Annotated in this window: 13 protein-coding genes and 3 tRNA genes; 5 read left to right on the forward strand and 11 right to left on the reverse strand. The window is 64.0% G+C overall.

Features of this window, described 5'->3' with window-relative positions:
• Positions 1-5: 5 nt before the first annotated feature.
• The 3 genes from AWB67_RS07800 to AWB67_RS07810 form a co-directional block, all read right to left on the reverse strand.
• Positions 6-479, reverse strand: a complete 474-nt coding sequence (locus AWB67_RS07800; RefSeq protein ID WP_200822194.1) for a DUF2214 family protein — start codon at positions 477-479, stop codon at positions 6-8.
• Between the two features lie 61 nt (positions 480-540).
• Positions 541-1,398 carry a hypothetical protein gene (locus tag AWB67_RS07805; RefSeq protein WP_087655724.1) on the reverse strand — a complete coding sequence of 286 codons (858 nt, stop codon included), beginning with the start codon at positions 1,396-1,398 and terminating at the stop codon, positions 541-543.
• A gap of 236 nt (positions 1,399-1,634) precedes the next feature.
• Positions 1,635-2,699 carry a glycosyltransferase family 4 protein gene (locus AWB67_RS07810; RefSeq protein WP_087655661.1) on the reverse strand — a complete coding sequence of 355 codons (1,065 nt, stop codon included), beginning with the start codon at positions 2,697-2,699 and terminating at the stop codon, positions 1,635-1,637.
• Between the two features lie 812 nt (positions 2,700-3,511).
• Here AWB67_RS07810 and AWB67_RS07815 point away from each other — a divergent pair.
• Positions 3,512-5,329, forward strand: a complete 1,818-nt coding sequence (locus AWB67_RS07815) for an ABC transporter ATP-binding protein (protein ID WP_087655662.1) — start codon at positions 3,512-3,514, stop codon at positions 5,327-5,329.
• 37 nt (positions 5,330-5,366) lie between these two features.
• Here the strand turns inward: AWB67_RS07815 and otsA are convergent, their stop codons facing one another.
• The 8 genes from otsA to uvrC all read right to left on the reverse strand — a co-directional run bounded on the left by otsA (position 5,367) and on the right by uvrC (position 12,187).
• Positions 5,367-6,746, reverse strand: coding sequence for an alpha,alpha-trehalose-phosphate synthase (UDP-forming) (otsA, locus tag AWB67_RS07820; protein ID WP_087655663.1), 1,380 nt, complete (start codon positions 6,744-6,746; stop codon positions 5,367-5,369).
• The gene (gene otsB, locus AWB67_RS07825) at positions 6,743-7,495 is read right to left on the reverse strand and encodes a trehalose-phosphatase (protein ID WP_087655664.1); all 753 of its coding nucleotides are present in this window, start codon (positions 7,493-7,495) and stop codon (positions 6,743-6,745) included. The genes otsA and otsB overlap by 4 nt, the downstream gene beginning before the upstream one ends.
• 336 nt (positions 7,496-7,831) lie before the next feature.
• Complete coding sequence (locus tag AWB67_RS07830) at positions 7,832-8,314, reverse strand: GNAT family N-acetyltransferase (RefSeq protein WP_087655725.1); 483 nt, start codon at positions 8,312-8,314, stop codon at positions 7,832-7,834.
• 141 nt (positions 8,315-8,455) lie between these two features.
• Positions 8,456-8,529: transfer RNA gene (locus AWB67_RS07835), tRNA-Cys, on the reverse strand.
• 85 nt (positions 8,530-8,614) lie between these two features.
• A tRNA-Gly gene (locus AWB67_RS07840) sits at positions 8,615-8,690 on the reverse strand.
• A gap of 65 nt (positions 8,691-8,755) precedes the next feature.
• A tRNA-Gly gene (locus AWB67_RS07845) sits at positions 8,756-8,831 on the reverse strand.
• Between the two features lie 125 nt (positions 8,832-8,956).
• Positions 8,957-9,553 (reverse strand): CDP-diacylglycerol--glycerol-3-phosphate 3-phosphatidyltransferase, encoded by a 597-nt coding sequence (gene pgsA / locus AWB67_RS07850; RefSeq protein ID WP_087655665.1) that lies wholly within the window; start codon positions 9,551-9,553, stop codon positions 8,957-8,959.
• 114 nt (positions 9,554-9,667) lie between these two features.
• Positions 9,668-12,187 (reverse strand): excinuclease ABC subunit UvrC, encoded by a 2,520-nt coding sequence (gene uvrC, locus AWB67_RS07855; protein ID WP_087655666.1) that lies wholly within the window; start codon positions 12,185-12,187, stop codon positions 9,668-9,670.
• Positions 12,188-12,306: 119 nt separating this feature from the next.
• Here uvrC and earP point away from each other — a divergent pair, with 119 nt between their 5' ends.
• The 4 genes from earP to AWB67_RS07875 all read left to right on the forward strand — a co-directional run bounded on the left by earP (position 12,307) and on the right by AWB67_RS07875 (position 16,346).
• Positions 12,307-13,503, forward strand: a complete 1,197-nt coding sequence (earP, locus tag AWB67_RS07860) for an elongation factor P maturation arginine rhamnosyltransferase EarP (protein ID WP_087655726.1) — start codon at positions 12,307-12,309, stop codon at positions 13,501-13,503.
• A 147-nt stretch (positions 13,504-13,650) separates the two neighbouring features.
• Positions 13,651-14,208: an elongation factor P gene (gene efp / locus AWB67_RS07865; RefSeq protein WP_087655667.1), complete on the forward strand. Its 558-nt coding sequence runs from the start codon at positions 13,651-13,653 to the stop codon at positions 14,206-14,208.
• Between the two features lie 264 nt (positions 14,209-14,472).
• Entirely contained in the window at positions 14,473-14,808 is a 336-nt protein-coding gene (locus tag AWB67_RS07870; protein ID WP_087655668.1) for a BON domain-containing protein, read from the forward strand.
• Positions 14,809-14,960: 152 nt separating this feature from the next.
• Positions 14,961-16,346 carry a sigma-54-dependent transcriptional regulator gene (locus tag AWB67_RS07875; RefSeq protein WP_087655669.1) on the forward strand — a complete coding sequence of 462 codons (1,386 nt, stop codon included), beginning with the start codon at positions 14,961-14,963 and terminating at the stop codon, positions 16,344-16,346.
• Positions 16,347-16,355 lie beyond the last annotated feature (9 nt).

The following is a 16,355-nucleotide window of genomic DNA, read 5'->3' on the forward strand; positions in this document are numbered from 1 at the left end:
TATTCCTACCCCGCCCAAACCCCCCGCGCCATCCCGCTCGCCGCAACCACCATCACGATCACCAGCCCCGCTTCCAGATCGCTCATCCACGCAAACCGCCGCGCGCGCCCCAGATCGATCGACCCGCCGTGGCCCGCCGCGACGCGCCAGCGGATCAGCGCCATCATCGGCGAGATTTCGATCGCGACGATCAGCACCAGCGCCGTCATCTTGAGATGGAACAGCGGCTCATGCAGGTAGTAAGAACCGCCCTTTTCGAAGCCGCTGAAAGCGCGCATCAAGCCGGTGATCAGGAGAAAAAGCGCCGTGACGCCCCACATGCTGTCGGCGCGAAACACGTCGCGCAGAACCACTGCGTTCGCGTGCACCGAATTCGACGCATCGAGCCGACGCAACGCGCGCGCTCGCGCCAGCACCGACGCCAGCGCGAAACCGAATGCGAGCAGATGAATCGCCGCGAGCAACCAACGTATCAGCATGCTTTCCTCCCTGCGTTCGACAAGAAAGACGTGGACTGCGTGACTACGCGAAACGACGAAGCTAGGCGACCCGCCCGCCGTCGAAAGTGATGAGCGGCACCGTCGACGCACCCGCATCGACCTGTCGCAGCGTGCTGTCGAGCGCGCGCGCTGCGCTCCGATCGCCCTCGGTGACGAGCGGCGCGCGGAATACAGTCGTGCGATTGTGCCCGGCTGCGGCCGGCGAATCCCACAACAATTCCATCTTCGGTCGATTCGGGAACCAGCCCCGCCAGCCGCGCCGCCGCGCAGGCGCAAGCGACGGCGCAGGCACGGCATGAACCGCATCGCCAGACGGCGGCCACTTCACCGACAACTCCCGCGCGTCATACTGCCCGAGCTTGCGGCTCTCGACCCAGACGACGGCGGTGCGCGTCAGCGGATCGAGCGAAATCGCGTACCGGCCGATCGCGAAGCGCCGCGCCGCGATATTCGTGCGCCACAGCGCGCGCGGCCGGCAGATCCACATCACGACCGCATACAGCGCGGGCGCCACAGCAAGCCAGCCGTTCGACTCGCCGAGCGCATGCGCCGCGCGCCGCCAGCCGGCCTGCCAGGTGAACAATCCGACCGAAAACACCGCGAACCCAAAGCTAAGCAGCGCAAGAAACCGCAGGGCCTGCCGAAGCCACTGCGGCAGCGGATGCAGCGGCCGATCGGCACGGGCTCGCGCGCCGGGCACAAAAATCAGCAGGAAAAGCAACACGAGATTGACGCAGGCCCAAGGCGAAGAAGTCATCGCGCGCACTGACGACAGATACCCCATCTGCGACATCGAAAAGATCCAGCGCGCGGCGAGCACCAGTCCGATTGCCCGCAGCGCGAAGACGGTGCCGGCGCCCGGTGCCGGGCTCGCGCTGGTGTGCTTCGTTCTCGCCAAAACATTCGCTCCTGTCCACGATTCATGCGGACCGCGCGTCCGATGCGCGGCAATCGGCCGTCGAAAAGGACGATCCGGCCCGCTTTGCGCGAGCCCGGACATTATATGAAGATTGCCGCGTCAACTTTCGATTTCGTGCGCGCACGCGGTATTCCGCACGCAAAGCGTCCGATTGTGACAACGCCCCGTGCGCCAGACGGCGCACGGGGCGTTGTTGCGGTCAATGCACCCAGCTTTTACTTCGCGTTGACTTCGCGCAGCACGGTACGGCGCTTCTGGCGCAGCAACTCTTCATACGACTGGACATAGCGCCCGGCCATGACCTTCGACGAGAAGCGCGTTTCGAACGCCTTGCGCACCTTGGCGCGCGACAGCGTGTCGAGGCGCTTGACCGCCGCGATCGCGCTCAGTTCGTCCTCGACCACAAAACCCGACACACCGTTCTCGATCACTTCCGGCACCGAACCGCGATTAAACGCGATCACCGGCGTGCCGCAAGCCATCGCCTCGATCATCACCAGGCCGAACGGCTCCGGCCAGTCGATCGGGAACAGCAGCGCGTGCGCGTTGCCGAGGAATTCAGTCTTCTGCTGCTCGTTGATCTCGCCGATGTATTCGACGTGCGGAAGTGCGAACAGCGGTTTGATGTGCTCTTCGTAATAGGCGCGGTCGGCCTTGTCGAGCTTCGCCGCGATCTTGATCTTCATGCCCGCCGCTTGCGCGATGCGGATCGCGCGGTCGACGCGCTTTTCCGGCGAAATGCGGCCGAGGAATGCGAGATAGCCCGGTTCGACGTTCGGAATCGGGTTCAGCAGGTTTTCCGGCAGGCCGTGATACACGGTCGACAGCCAGTTTGCCTGCGGCAGCGGCTGGCGCTGGTTGTCCGAGATCGAGACGACCGGCACGTCGCTGAACGTGTTGAAGATCGGCTGCAATTCGGGCAGGTCCAGACGGCCGTGGAGCGTCGTCAGGAACGGCACCGGCTGGCGCGCGAAGAGCGAGAACGGGTAGTAGTCGATGTGGAAATGCAGCACGTCGAATTCGTCGGCGCGGCGGCGGACTTCTTCGAGCAGCAGCATGTGCGGCGCCATCGTGTCGCGGATGGTCGGGTCGAGGCGCAGCGCCTGCGGCCAGAACGCTTCGAGCTTGGCCGACGTTTGCGAATCACCGCTCGCGAAGAGCGTGACGTCATGTCCGGCGTCGACCAGGGCCTCGGTCAGGTAGGACACCACGCGTTCCGTGCCGCCATACAGCTTCGGCGGAACAGCTTCATGAAGGGGCGCGATTTGAGCGATTCGCATATCGGAAACTCCTAATAAAAATTCAGGCTAAGTACTACGTGTCGTGTCGAAGTATCGGAAGCGAATCGCTCGGCTCGGGCGGAAGTTCACGCTGAAAAACAGCGGTGTGTCTGTTGCTCGAGTGAAAAAGCGTGGGCTCGCTGATCACCAGGTTTCGTGCGGATTGGCTGACTAGAGCAAGTTCGATTCCATCTCTAAATTCGCCGCGCACCTGCAATAAACGCGCAAGTGACGGGCGGGTTGACCGGAACCTACAGAAACCTGTCAAAAAATCTAGGTGGAAACCCGACGCGAAGTATGGAGCTTTTTACACGGCTATCGCGTACCCATTTCAACTTATTTACCTTGTTACAAAGGGGAAACACTTTGCAAACCCCTGTTTATTAAGGCTGTTCTACATTGGAGGACGAATGTTCGCGTGGGCGGCGGGCCGCAGGCCTCTCGCCCTCACCTCCTCTCTCGACGCGCCGGTCCGGCAACCGGCAGCGGGCCCGCGTTGTGCTGCGTCGCTCGATCGATGATGCCTCTTTGCTTCACGACTGCCCGTTCGCGAGTCGCTGCATGCGGTGCCGCAATCCGACCCGCATTGCTTACAATGCCGCGCGCGCCGAGGGCCGCGGGCATCGCGTTTCACAGCCGGCGGGACGCGAAAGCATCGCAACACGGCGATTTGGCCGCTTCGACCCATCTCATAACTGGCTACAATTCAGCCAGGGATCGCATGCCGGCGCCGCGCCGCTTTTTCACGACGATGGCGACACCAGACTCAGGCGCACTACGAGCTCAACCGATCTACGACCAAAAACGACCAATTGGACCAACTCACCGTCTCCCAACGTAACGCGCACAACGAAAAGCTGGCGAGCTATGCGCATCGTCCGCTGGCGTTCCTGCTCCGTTACATCCGCCGTCATCCGATCGCCCACGCCACGGTTCTCACGAGCGTGTTCCTTGCGGTCGGTTGCGCCCTCGCCTCGCAGTACGCGATCAAGCACCTGATCGACGTCCTCGGCCAGGGCCGCGGACATCCGGGCCCCCTGTGGGGCGCATTCATGATCCTGGTCGGGCTGATCGCCGCCGACAACATGCTGTGGCGCGTGGGCGGCTGGGTCGGCGCACACGCGTTCGTCACGGTGACGGGCGACTTGCGGCGCGACCTTTTCCAGTACCTGAGCGGCCACTCGCCGACCTACTTCTCCGAGAAGCAGCCGGGGATGCTCGCAAGCCGGATCACCGCGACGTCGAACGCGATCTACACGTCTGAAAACGTCATGGCGTGGAATGTCCTCCCGCCGTGCATCGCGGTGTTCGGCGCGATCGTGATGATCACGAGCGTCAACCCGCTGATGGCGGCTGGCCTGATGACCGCCTCCGCGATCCTCGCGTTAATCCTCTACCGGCTCGCCAAACGCGGCTCGGCGCGGCACCACAATTTTGCGTCGAAGGCGGCGTCGGTCGATGGCGAACTCGTCGACGTGATCGGCAACATGGCGCTCGTGCGCGCCTTCGGCATGACGTTCCGCGAGCAAAAGCGCTTCGGCTCGACGGTCAAGGCCGAAATGGTCGCGCGCCAGCAGAGCCTGCTGTATCTCGAAAAGCTGCGGCTGTTCCACGCGGTCGTGACGGCGATTCTGTCGGCGGGGCTGCTCGGCTGGGCGCTGTGGCTGTGGTCGCTGGGCCGCGCTACTTCGGGCGACATCGTGCTCGTCAGCTCGCTCGGTTTCACGATTCTGCACGGCACGCGCGATCTGGCCGTCGCACTCGTCGACGTAACACAGCACGTCGCGCGGCTGTCGGAGGCCGTTCAGACGCTGCTCGAGCCGCACGGCATGCCGGACCGGTCGGATGCGACCGAGCTCGTGCCGCAGGGCGGGCGCGTCGATTTCGAGGGCGTGACGTTCGCGTATCCGCGCCGCCGGCCGATTCTCGACAACTTCCACCTGCACATCGAGCCGGGCCAGCGCGTCGGACTGATCGGCAAGTCGGGGGCGGGCAAATCGACCGTGCTCGCGCTGCTGCAGCGTTTCTACGAGCCGCAGGGCGGCGTGATCCGGGTCGACGGGCAGGATATTTCGTCGATCACGCAGGACAGCCTGCGCCAGTCGATCGCGCTCGTGCCGCAGGATATTTCTCTCTTTCACCGCACGGTCTACGAGAACATCGCGTACGGGCGGCCGGAAGCGAGCCGCGAGGAAGTGCTCGCGGCGGCCCGCGAAGCGCGCTGCACCGATTTCATCGAGGCGATGCCGGAAGGTTTCGATACGATCGTCGGCGACCGGGGCGTGAAGCTCTCGGGCGGACAACGCCAGCGGATCGCGATCGCGCGCGCCATCCTGAAGAACGCGCCGATCCTGCTGCTCGACGAAGCGACTTCCGCGCTCGACAGTTCGTCGGAGGAAGCGATCCAGCAGGCGCTCGACCGGCTGATGGTCGGCCGCACGGTGGTCGCGATCGCGCACCGGCTGTCGACGCTGCAGAATTTCGACCGGATCATCGTGATGAGCTCGGGCAAGGTCATCGACGACGGCACGCCGCAGGAATTGCGCGACCGGCCGGGTTTGTATCGCGAATTGCTGTCGAAGCAGCACGGCAAGCTGCCGGCGGTCGTTGCGCCGACACAGCCCGCTTGACGAGAAACGGGGCCTTCAAGGCCCCGTTTTTTGCAACTCAGTCCCGCAAATCCCGCATGAAGTTGTCCCGCCACACGGACACGTTGTTCTCCCGCAGCGAATCGAACATCTCCCGATAACGCGCCTGCCGATCCGCGAGAGGCATCGCGAGCGCGGTTGCGAGGGCGTCAGCCATGCCGTCGATGTCGAGCGGATTCACGATCAGCGCCCCGTTCAGCTCACGCGCCGCGCCCGCGAACTGCGACAGCACTAGCACGCCGGGATCGGCCGGGTCCTGCGCCGACACATATTCCTTCGCCACCAGGTTCATTCCGTCGCGCAACGGCGTGACGAACCCGACGTGCGATTCGCGAAACAGCGCCGCGAGCACCGGCCGTTCGTACTGGCGGTGGATGTAGCGGATCGGCGTCCAGTCGAGTTCGGCGTAGCGGCCGTTGATCCGTCCCGATTCGGCTTCGAGTTGCAAACGAATGTCGCGGTATGCATCGACATCGGAGCGCGTCGGCGGCGCGATCTGCAGGAACGACACGTTGTTGCGCTGCTGCGGCTGGTGTTCGATCAGTCGCTCGAACGCGCGAAATCGCTCGACGAGGCCCTTCGAATAGTCGAGCCGGTCGACGCTCATCACGAGCTTGCGCTGATGCAGCGTCGCCTTGACGGTGCGCACGTCGCGGCCGCTTTCGCCGTCCTTCGCGAGCGCGGCGATCTCGTCCGGGTAGACGCCGATCGGATACGCCGCCGCCTTCAAGGTCTTGCCGAACGCGCTGATTTCACACGGTTTCGACGCGTGACGCACGATCGACCCGTTCGCCTCGCACTCGATGTAGTCGCAAAAAGCGCGCAGATCAGGCGCGGTCTGGAACCCGAGCAGATCGAAGGAACAGAGGGCCTCGACGAGTTCGCGATGACGCGGCACGGACAGCAAAATCTGCGACGCCGGAAACGGAATGTGCAGGAAAAATCCGATCCGGTTCGTCACGCCGATTTCGCGCAGCGCCTGCGCGAACGGAATCAGGTGATAGTCGTGGACCCAGATCACATCGTCGGGCTTCAGGAGCGGCGCGAGCTGCTGCCCGAGCCAGCGGTTCACGCGGCAATAGCCGTCGAATTCGTGGCGGTCAAACTGGATCAGATCCGGCCGGTAGTGAAACGCGGGCCAGAGCGTCGCGTTCGAGAAGCCGCGGTAGTACTGGTCGTAGTCGCGGCGCACGAGGCCGATCGTCGCGAAGGTCACCGGGCCGCGCTCCTCCAGCGTGATGCCGTCCGGCGGCGCCGACACCACGTCGCCGCTCCAGCCGAACCACATGCCACCGGTTTCCTTGAGCGCATCGTAGACGCCGACCGCGAGCCCGCCCGCCGCCGGGCCGCCCTCGGAGATCGGCGCGACACGGTTCGACACGATGATCAGACGGCTCACGCGCGCGGCTCCGCGTCGCCCGCGATTTGCTGGAGCCAGTCTAGGAACGCCGGCACCGACTCGATGCGCGCGTGCGCGAGCGTATCGCCCGCACCGACCTTGATCGACAGCCCGCCGGTTTCGTTGACGACCGCGAAGCCTTTTTCGTCGGTCAGGTCGTCGCCGACGAACACCGGCCGGCGGCCCGTGAACGGCGGCTCGCTCAGGAACGCGCGCACCGCGCGGCCCTTGTCGACGTCCTTCGGCTTGATCTCGTAGACCATCTTGCCAGGCTGCAGCACGTAGGCATCGGCGTATTCGCGCACGAGCCGCTCGGTGGCCTCGCGCGCGGCCGGCTCGCGATCCGGCGCATTGCGGTAGTGCAGCGCGAGCGCCGCGCCCTTGATTTCGAGCAGCATGCCGGGATGGCGGCTGACCACGTCTTCGAGGACGTGCTCCATCCGGAGAAGCCGCTCGTCGTTGAAGCCGATGCGCTGCACGTCGCCGTTCGAATCGCGCCGCTCGGCGCCGTGCAGGCCAGCGACCGGCAGATCGGGAATCGCTAGGTACGCGTCGATGCTGTCGATGCCCCGCCCCGATACCACCGCGACCGCGCCGTTCGTCGCGCGTCGGAGCGTCGTCAGAAGGTCGGGCACGATGCGCGGCACGACGATGCCATCGGGCGTCGGCGCGAGTTCGACGAGCGTGCCGTCGAAGTCGAAGAAGAAAGCGGTTTCGGCGAGGGAGAGTGTGCGAGGGAGAGCTTGCATCGATGGTTGCCTTTGCACCGGAGATGACCGGAAAAGTTTGCGCATCTTACCGCGAGCGATGGGGATTTCGAGATGCGGGCGGGCGATGGTTCAGTCGCGAACGGTGGGTTTGCTTTTGCGCGTGTCCCTTACAGCGTCTTGATACGCGCGGGTCTCGAGGGGCCGCATCATCGAGATGATGCACCCTGACAGTGCTGAGGCCGTTTTTTTGCGATACGACGAGCGGACCGCTCCAGCGCCGCCTCATCTAGTCGAGTCAGAAATGGCGTGTTTTGTTCCGGGCGCGGGGCAATGATCAAGGCGCGGGTCGAGGTGGTGGAGAGCCTCGGCAATGGCCTACGAACGCCGCATCCAGACATGCAGAATGCCGTCCTCATCGTGGACATCGGAGATCGGCTCGAAGCCGAACGCACCGTAGAACTTCTGCAGGTGCGCTTGTGCGTGCAGACGAATCGGCTGCTGCGGCCATTGCGCGACGATGTGCCCGAGCACGCGCTCGAGCATCGCGTTGCCGAGCTTCAGGCCACGATAACCGGCGCTCGTCAGCACCCGGCCGATGCGGACATCCGTCTCCGAGCGATCCCATTGGCCCGGCAAAAGCACACGCAGATAGCCCGCGAGTTCGGGACGCTTCGCGCCTTCGCCGTACACGAGCAGATGCCAGGCATCGATGTCGAGCCCATCGATATCGTTATAGAGACAGTCCTGCTCGACGATGAACACGGCGCTGCGCGCCGCGAGCATGTCGTAGACCTCGATGTTCGAGAGATCGTCGAAGTGTTTCCAGCGCCAGTCGAAACGGGAGAGAGGGTCGGTCATGAGTTCGATCGCGGGCCGGGCGGCATCATCGCGCCCCGCCGATGAGAAAGTCTGCAATTATGCCGCGATGTTGGCGAGGCGAAGCACGCAATGGACGCGCAAAAAGAAAAAGCCCTGACTTGTCAGGGCTTTTTCTCTTACTGGAGGCGCGAACCGGAGTCGAACCGGTCTAAACGGCTTTGCAGGCCGCTGCATAACCGCTTTGCTATCGCGCCGTAAGCGGTGTCTGGTGTCGGCCGACGTTCAGAAGCATTCAGCCGGTCCACCAAACAAAAAGGGAAGCTTGGCTTCCCCTTTGATTGGAGCGGGAGACGAGTCTCGAACTCGCGACCTCAACCTTGGCAAGGTTGCGCTCTACCAACTGAGCTACTCCCGCATTGTCCTGCATTTCCTGCCACACCGACGATGCGCCAATGCGCCACGCACCGACGACTTCAAATCTGGAGCGGGAGACGAGTCTCGAACTCGCGACCTCAACCTTGGCAAGGTTGCGCTCTACCAACTGAGCTACTCCCGCATCTACTTCTTTTCCTGCTTTGCGTTCGCTTCGTTTCAGCGCTCACTCGACAGAAACGAGATTATGTAGAAGCCCTGAAGCGCTGTCAATAGTTTTGTATGCGCCCTTTCACTCTGCGACGCAATTTATAGCATCCCGCCGCGCTCGCGGATTTGCGGCCACGCGAGCTTCATGTAATAGAGCATCGACCACACGGTCAGGAACGCCGCGACGTAGATGAGCCATAGACCCCAGACGCGCGTATCTATGACGTACTGCGTGCCCGCGATCCGCAACTGCCCATAGAAAAGCAGCATTGGAATGGCGACCATCTGGCAGACGGTCTTGAACTTGCCGAGCGAGTTTACGGCGACGCTCTTCGACGCGCCGATCTGCGCCATCCATTCGCGCAGCGCCGAAATCGTGATCTCGCGACCGACGATGACAAGCGCGATCACCGCGTTCAGGCGCATCAGTTGCACGAGGACGAGCAGCGCTGCGGTGACCATCAGCTTATCGGCGACGGGATCGAGGAACGCGCCGAACGATGACGTCTGGTTGAGCTTGCGCGCGAGAAAGCCGTCAAACCAGTCGGTAAGCGCGGCGAGCACGAAGATGATCATCGCGAGCAGATTGCGATGCTCCGGGCTCATCATCACGTCCGGCAAGTAGAAGATGCCCACGACGAGCGGAATCAGCACGATTCGCAGCCACGTCAGAAAAATCGGGAGGTTGAACGGCATCGGCTGAGGCGAGGCATCGTGTGAGGGAGGTGCCATTGTGCCGCGTCGACCCTCATGTCACAAGGCGAGCGGGCCGGCGCCTGGCTACGGTGGCGCACTGCGGTCCGCCCCGCCTCAATGCAACTGCCGATAAATCTGCTCGGCGAGCGCAAGCGAAATCCCTTCGACGCTCGCCAGATCCTCGACGCTCGCCGCCTGCACGCCGCGCAATCCGCCGAAACGCGACAACAGCCGCTGCCGCCGCTTCGCCCCGACGCCTTCCAGCTCCTCCAGCCGCGACGTCTGCCGCGTCTTCGCGCGTTTTGCGCGCATGCCGGTGATCGCGAAGCGGTGCGCTTCGTCGCGGATCTGCGCGACGAGCATCAGCGCCGCGCTCTCCTTGCCGAGTTCGAGCGGCGCCCGGCCGTCCGCGAAGATCAGCGTCTCCAGCCCGACCTTGCGCCCCTCGCCCTTCGCGACGCCGACCAGCATTCCGCGATCAAGTCCCAGTTCCGCGAACACCTGCCGCGCGATTTCGACCTGCCCTTTGCCGCCGTCGATCAGGACGATGTTCGGCAACAAGCCGCCCGCCGCGACGGGCTCGGCGGCGTCGAGCGTGACGTTGGGATCGGCGGCGTCTTCGGGCTGGAGCGTCGTGGCTTCGTCGGCGGCGTTGGCGGCGGCCTGCGCGAGCATCTTCTCGTAGCGGCGCGTGAGGACCTGGCGCATCGCGGCGTAGTCGTCGCCGGGGGTGATGCCGGTGATGTTGTAGCGGCGATACTCACCCGACTGCATCTTGTGTCGGTGATAGACGACGCACGACGCCTGCGTCGCCTCGCCCATCGTGTGGCTGATGTCGAAGCACTCGATGCGCAGTTGCGCGAGGTCGTCCATTTCCAGGCTCAACGTGTCCGCGAGCGAGCGAGTGCGGGCCTGCTGCGAGCCCTGTTCCGACAGCAAGCGCGCGAGCGCGAGTTTCGCGTTCTGCTCGGCCATCGAGAGCCACACGCGCTTCTGGCCCTGCGGCTGGCGCAGTAGCGTGACCTTGTGGCCGGCCTGCTCGATCAGCAGATCGACGAGTTCGCGGCTCGCGGGCGCGTGGCTCACGACCAGTACCGGAGGTACGCGATTGCCGATGTAGTGCTGCGCGATGAATGCTTCAAGCACTTCGGATTCGAGGACGCCTTCGCGGACGAGGGGTGTGGGTTCCTGGCCGGCGTCGGCGGAGTCGCTCGGCGCGCGCGCGCCGTCCTCGGCTGTGTCGTCAGGCGTTGGTTCGGGGCGAGGCGCTTCCGCAGCGGTGGAAAATGCATTGTCCGTGCGGGCCGCGAGGTGCTTCCGCGCCTTGGATTTCAAGTCGACTTCGTCGGCAGCGCTGGAAAGCGCGTCGTCCCCGAGCGTCGTATCGTGTTGCCCCGCCGGCATTTTTGCGCCGGCCTCTGCGGCAGCACCGGAATATGCATCGTTCCCACTCGCCGCGTCGGATTGCCGCGCCACGGCTTGCGTGCCCGTTTCCTCGGCGACTCCGATAGGTGCTCCGTCCGCGTGCGACGCAAGAGGCTGCCGCGCCTTGGCTTCCGCGCCGACTTCTTCGGTCGCAGAAGAACGCGTTTCGCCTGCGTCCGCCGCGTCGAACCGCCCCGCCGCGGTGGTAAAACGCCCTGCGCCCGCACCCGCAGACTCGATATCCTCCGCCCCCACCTCCTCCACCACGATCGGCGCGATCCCTTCGATCAACTCGCCGTCCTCATCGTCCTCAACAGCATCCCCGATTCCGAGCGCCGCTTCGACATGCGTCGGGAAATACGCCTTGTCGCCGAGATGCCGCCCGCCGCGCACCATCGCGAGGTTCACGCAGACTTTGCCGCCCAAGGCGACCACCGCAAGGATATCGACGTCGTTATCACCGCCGACTTCGATCGCCTGCTGATGCAGCACCGTCGACAGCGAACTCATCTGGTTGCGCACCGCCGCCGCCTGCTCGAACTTCAGCTCGGCGGCAAAGCCATGCATCTTTTGCTCGAGCTCCTTCATCACCTCGCCCTGCCGGCCGAGCAGAAAGCGCGACGCGTTCGCGACGTCGCGGGCGTAATCCTCCTCGCTGACGAGCCCGACGCACGGCCCCGTGCAGCGCCCGATCTGATGCAGCAGGCACGGCCGCGTGCGGTTCGTGAACACCGAGTCCTCGCAAGTGCGCAACTGGAACACGCGCTGCAGGATCTGGATGCTCTCGCGCACCGCCCACGCGCTCGGAAACGGTCCGAAATACTGGTTCTTTTTATCGACGGCGCCGCGGTAATACGCCATGCGCGGAAACCGATGGCCAGTCAGCTTCAGATACGGATAAGACTTGTCGTCGCGGAAGAGGATGTTGTAGCGCGGCGTCAGCGCCTTGATCAGATTGTTCTCAAGCAACAGCGCTTCGGCTTCGGAACGCGTGACGGTCGTCTCGATCTTGCGGATGCGCGTCACCATCATCGCGATGCGCGGCGAATGCAGCGTCTTCGTGAAATAGCTCGATACGCGCTTCTTCAGGTTGCGCGCCTTGCCGACGTACAGCACGGCGCCCTCGGCGTCGTAGTAGCGGTACACGCCGGGCAGGTGGGGCAACTGGGCAAGAATCTTCTTGGGATCGAAAACGTCGGTGTCTGTCATGCAGCAGAATGCAGCGGATGGGTGCGGATGCCGGACGCGCGGTGCTGTCAAGCAATCAGCGCTGTCTTAGAATCGCCAGTTTAGATCATTACGCGGCGCTCTCGCCGCGCAAGACGTCCATGTCCACGCTCAACGCATCGCCCGCTCCGGAAATCGCCTGCGACATTTTCTGCGAGGTCATCGATAACTTCGGCGACATCGGCGTCTGCTGGCGGCTCGCGCGCCAGCTCGCGGCGGAATGCGGCTGGCAGGTGCGCCTCTTCGTCGACGATCTGAAAGCCTTTCACGCGCTCTGCCGCGACATCGAACCGGGGCGCGCGCGGCAGGAGGCGGCGGGCGTCGTGATCGAGCACTGGCACGAGCCGTCGCACGCGGGCGAGACGCTGGAAATCGCCGATGTCGTGATCGAGGCGTTCGGCTGCGAATTGCCGCATGTCTACGTCGCGGCGATGGCCGAGCGCGAGCGGCGACCAGTGTGGATCAACCTGGAATATCTGAGCGCGGAGGATTGGGTCGCGGATTTTCACCTCAGGCCGTCGCCGCATCCGCGCTATCCGCTCGTCAAGACGTTTTTCTTCCCCGGCCTTGGACCGAAGACCGGCGGCGTATTGAAAGAGCGCGATCTCGACCGCGACCGGCTGGCTTTCGATCGCGACGCATGGTGGCGCGAGCGCGTCGGTGTTCCGGCGCCGTCCGCTGACAGCACGGTCGTCTCGCTGTTCGCGTACGAGAATCCCGCGATCGACAAATTGCTCGCGCAGTGGCAAAACGCCCCGTCACCGGTCGTGCTGCTCGTGCCAGAAGGCCGCATCTCGGGCGCGATCGCGCGCGGCTTCGGCCTGCCGCATTTCCCGGCCGGCGCGTCGGCGAGCCGCGGATCGCTGCGCGCGCATGCGCTGGGTTTTGTCGAGCAGCCGCGTTTCGACACGTTGCTCTGGGCGTCCGACGTCAATTTCGTGCGCGGCGAGGATTCGTTCGTGCGCGCGCAATGGGCGCAGAAACCGTTCGTCTGGCACATCTACCCGCAAGCCGACGACGCGCATCTCCCGAAGCTCGATGCGGCCCTCGCCCACTACACGAACGGCCTGCCCGACACAACGCGCGAGTCGGTCGCGCGGTTCTGGCATGCGTGGAACGGGGCCGGATCGCCGGACTGGGCGGACTTCTGGCGGCATCGGACGCTGCTGGAGGCGCGCGCCGCTGATTGGGCACTGGAGCTTGCCGCAGTCGGCAATCTGGCGGCGAATCTGGCCGCCTGCGTCGCCGGGAACTTGTCTGCAAATGTGGCCGATCAGCCAAAAACTCAGTTAAAATAAGCGGTTATCCAACGGCTGAGACCCTCGAACCACTGGCTGCGTCGTCAGACATGGCCCGAAATCAAGGTTGAACACCGTCCAGATTTTGCTGGCGTCCGCTCTTTGAAACGGGCGTTTGAAGATAGAAACCACAGGACTGTTTTAGATATGAAGACCGCACAAGAACTCCGCGTTGGCAACGTCGTGATGATCGGCAGCGATGCCATGGTCGTGCAGAAGGCCGAATACAACAAGTCGGGCCGCAACTCGGCCGTCGTGAAGATGAAGTTCCGCAACCTGCTGTCGGCGGCGAACATGGAATCGGTCTACAAGGCCGACGACAAATTCGACGTCGTCCTGCTCGACCGCAAGGAAGTGAGCTACTCGTACTTCGCCGACCCGATGTACGTGTTCATGGACGCCGATTACAACCAGTACGAAGTCGAAGCCGAAATGATGGGCGACGCGCTGCACTACCTCGAAGACGGCATGCCGTGCGAAGTCGTGTTCTACAACGAAAAGGCAATTTCGGTCGAACTGCCGACCACGCTCGTGCGCGAAATCATCTACACGGAGCCGGCTGTCAAGGGCGATACGTCGTCGGGTAAGGTGCTCAAGACCGCGAAGATCAACACCGGCCTCGAACTTCAAGTGCCGCTCTTCTGCAACATCGGCGACAAGATCGAAATCGACACGCGTACCAACGAGTACCGCAGCCGCGCCTAAAACGCGAGCCGTAGCAGCGGGTGGGCGCAGCGAGCGCCGCCCGCGTCGGGAATTGTCTCTACGACGCCACGAAAAAAAGCGCCCTTTCTGGGCGCTTTTTCTTTTGCGTGAAGTTTTTGACATCTTCAGGCAAACTTTACCGGCTTCATCCCATAAAGATGGCGATATTGTCATGGAGCAGCCAGCGAAAACAGGTCTTCTGTTCGAAATGTACCGTTGGCATGAATTCTGCTGTAAGGGTGGGTCTCTACTCGACAATGAACCATGTTCAAACACAATACCGCTGCTGTCCGGCTTCTGATCGCCGCCGCGCTTACAGCGCCTGCGTTCGCGATCACCGCCGGGTGCTCATCGACGCCGACGAGCGAATCCGCTGGCGAGTACGCTTCCGACAGCGCGATCACCGCCAGGGTCAAAACGGCATTGCTCGCCGATCCCGGACTGAAGTCGCTCGCCGTCAGCGTCGAAACGTATCGCGGGGCGGTTCAGTTGTCGGGATTCGTGAATTCGGAGGTGCAGATCCAGAAGGCGGTCGCCGTGACGCGAAGCGTGTCCGGCGTGCAATCCGTCAAGAACGATCTGCACGTGAAACCGCAGTAAGGGAAGCGCAAGGACGCAGGAGACCGGAGCGGCGTCGACCGCTCGCAGCATCGGACGCGACGCCATCGGCAGTTGCGTCCGGCTGCCGGCTACCGAGTATGGGCGCCGGGCCTCGAGCGAAATACAGACCATTTTGATACGTTGTGTCCGCCATGCCACACGCCCTGATTGTCGAAGACGATCCCAATAGCCTCTCCGGCCTGTCCGCGATCCTGGCGGCAGACGGCTTTTCCGTCGATACCGCCACGACGCTCGCCGAGGCGCGCGCCGCGCTCACGCGTTTCATTCCCGACGTGGTGCTGATCGACCTGAACCTGCCCGACGGCAGCGGCCTCGATCTCCTGCCGAGCCTGCCCGCACACGCGCCCGACGGTGCGTTACCCGTCATCGTAATGACCGGCAACGCGACGGTCGAAAGCGCGATCGAAGGCCTGCGGCACGGCATCTGGGACTATTTGCTCAAGCCGGTGAACATTCCGCGCCTGCGCAGCCTGCTCGCGCGAATACCGCGTCCGTACGAATTGACCGAGGAAGTACAGGCACTGCGCACGACGCTGCGCGACCTCGGCCATTTCGGGCCGATGCTCGGTCGCAGCAGCTCGATCCAGCACGTCTACGACCTGATCGAGCAAACCGCGCCGACCGAAGCCGCCGTTTTGATCTGCGGCGAGCCGGGCACGGGCAAGAAGATCGCGGCGCGCACGCTGCATGAACTGAGCCGCCGCCGCAAGGGTCCGTTCGTGTCGTTCGACTGCGCCGCCGCGCGCGATTCCGGCCAGCGCACCATGGAAAGCCTGCTGTTCGGCCACGAGCGCGGCGCGTTCGCGGGCGCGGAAAACCGCGAGCCGGGCCTGCTCGAACAGGCGGGAGGCGGAACGCTCTTCCTCGAACAGATCGACGCGCTGCCCAACGCGCAACAGGAATCGCTGCTACGCGCGCTCGATTCGCAGACGTTCATGCGCGTCGGCGGCAGCAACCGGATCATGACCGACTTCCGCCTGATTGCCGCGACGCGCACGCCGGTACGCCAGGCCGTCACCGATGGCGCGTTGCGGGAGGATCTGTACCTGCGGCTGAACGCATCGTCGATTGCGCTGCCGCCGCTGCGCGAGCGCGACGACGACGCCGCCCTCTTCGCCGAGCAATTCGTCGACGAGCTCAATCGCGAGAACCATATCGTCGGCGTGACGAGCGGGTCGCCGAAGCGCATCAGCCCGGCGTTCATCCGCGAATGTCTCGCGAACGAGTGGCCGGGCAACGTGCGCGAACTGCGTGAACGCGTGCGGCGCGCGTATCACGCGTCGGGCGACGTGATCGAGACGCTGCGCATCGACGAGCAAGGCGGTCCGAACGGGCGCGGGCTGAACGGCAGCAGCGTGCAGGTGACCGTCGGCACGGCGCTCGCGGACGTCGAGGACATGCTGATTCGCGCGACGCTCGAAGCGGTCGGCGGGACGCGGCATCGCGCGGCGACGTTGCTCGGCATCAGCCCGAAGACGCTTTATAACAAGTTGCAGCGGATGAAGCTGGAGCCTTAAAAGGCCAGC

The organism is Caballeronia terrestris, assembly GCF_001544515.1.
GTDB lineage: Bacteria > Pseudomonadota > Gammaproteobacteria > Burkholderiales > Burkholderiaceae > Caballeronia > Caballeronia terrestris.